The sequence below is a fragment of the Staphylococcus sp. HMSC065D05 genome (assembly GCF_001813195.1).
Classification (GTDB): Bacteria; Bacillota; Bacilli; order Staphylococcales; family Staphylococcaceae; genus Staphylococcus; species Staphylococcus epidermidis.
Genome location: NZ_KV811761.1, coordinates 1 through 1,192 on the forward strand (window position 1 = coordinate 1; position 1,192 = coordinate 1,192).

1 protein-coding gene is annotated in these 1,192 nt (G+C 32.5%); it reads left to right on the plus strand.

The window, feature by feature from the left end; genetic code table 11:
- Window positions 1-49 precede the first annotated feature (49 nt).
- Window positions 50-1,123, plus strand: a complete 1,074-nt coding sequence (locus tag HMPREF2897_RS08070) for an IS110 family RNA-guided transposase (RefSeq protein WP_256276794.1) — start codon at window positions 50-52, stop codon at window positions 1,121-1,123.
- The last annotated feature ends 69 nt before the right edge of the window (window positions 1,124-1,192 follow it).

Consider the following 1,192-nt stretch of genomic DNA (forward strand, 5'->3'; position numbering starts at 1 on the left):
GTTTTTCATCCAAAATAATAAAAATGGCTACAATTATTTACTCAAGTATTTGAATGACTTAGACCACCCACAACTCATTTTTGAATCTACAGGTATCTATTCAAGAGGTATGGAACGATTTTGTTGTGTAAATCAAATTAACTATATTCAAATGAGTCCGTTAGAAGCCAAATTTAAAACGAGCGCTCTAAGATCATGGAAAACTGATCAGGCAGATGCTCATAAGCTTGCTTGTTTAGGACCGACGCTTAAACAAACAGGCAGCTTACCTATACATGAGTTAATATTCTTTGAATTAAGAGAACGCGTCCGTTTTCATCTAGAAATCGAGAATGAACAAAATCGACTTAAATTTCAGATCCTTGAATTACTCCATCAAACATTCCCTGGTTTAGAAAGATTATTTAGTAGTCGATATTCAATCATTGCACTCAACATCGCAGAAATCTTTACTCATCCAGACATGGTGCTTGATATCGACAAGGATGTACTTATTACACATATATTCAATTCTACAAATAAGGGAATGTCAATGGATAAAGCTACAAAATATGCACTTCAATTAAGAGTGATTGCTCAAGAAAGCTATCCTAATGTCGATAGACATTCCTTTCTAGTCGAAAAATTACGCTTACTTATTCAACAATTAAAACAATCTATTCATCATCTCAAACAATTAGATGATGCCATGATTCAATTAGCACAACAACTCGATTATTTTGAAAATATTCATTCGATACCTGGTATTGGTAAGCTAAGCACAGCTATGATTATTGGAGAGATTGGTGATATTAAGCGATTTAAATCAAATAAACAACTCAACGCTTTTGTAGGCATTGATATCAAACGATATCAATCAGGTAATACACACTATAGAGATACCATCAACAAGCGTGGTAATAAAAAAGCGAGAAAACTTTTATTTTGGGTGATTATGAATATAATAAGAGGGCAGCATCATTATGACAATCATGTCGTCGATTATTACTACAAACTAAGAAAGCAGCCTAATGAGAAACCTCATAAGACTGCCATCATTGCTTGTATAAATCGATTATTAAAAACGATTCATTATCTGGTAATGAATCATAAATTGTACGATTATCAAATGTCACCACATTAGCCAAACGTACAATCAAATACAGTTTAACACCTTATTCAAAAAAATTAAAATGAACGGTTTAGTTAAGTA